The sequence below is a fragment of the Paracoccus sp. S4493 genome (assembly GCF_000967735.1).
GTDB classification, from domain to species: Bacteria; Pseudomonadota; Alphaproteobacteria; order Rhodobacterales; family Rhodobacteraceae; genus Paracoccus; species Paracoccus marcusii.
Map to the genome: position 1 here is coordinate 1 of NZ_JXYF01000216.1, position 418 is coordinate 418.

At 54.3% G+C, this 418-nt stretch carries 1 pseudogene; it reads left to right on the plus strand.

The window, feature by feature from the left end:
* Positions 1 to 418 (plus strand): annotated as a pseudogene (locus tag TW83_RS20810) (hypothetical protein); the annotation flags it as partial.

Consider the following 418-nt stretch of genomic DNA (forward strand, 5'->3'; position numbering starts at 1 on the left):
GCCTCACCGGAGTTGGTGTCTCCTTCTACTGGAGTAGTGGAAATCCCCTTGTCCGAATCAACGGAACAAACTCCGCCGACAACATCTATATCTCAGGCGGCAATAACCGCATCTATTCGGCAAACGGCGATGACGACGTCACCACTGGGCGGGGCAACGATTCAATCTGGGGCGGCCTCGGGAACGACACCATTCAATCCGGTGGCGGCAACGATCTGATCTATGGCCAGCAGGGCAACGATCAAATCGACGGAGGTGACGGATACGACACGCTGGTCTTCACCGGCAACCGAGATGATTACGAGATCAACAACCTCGATGGCACTTATCGCATTACCCACCTTGTTCCTGGTGGACGGGATGGCATTGACACCTTTGGAAATGTCGAAGCGCTCCGGTTTGCAGATCAAACTGTTGA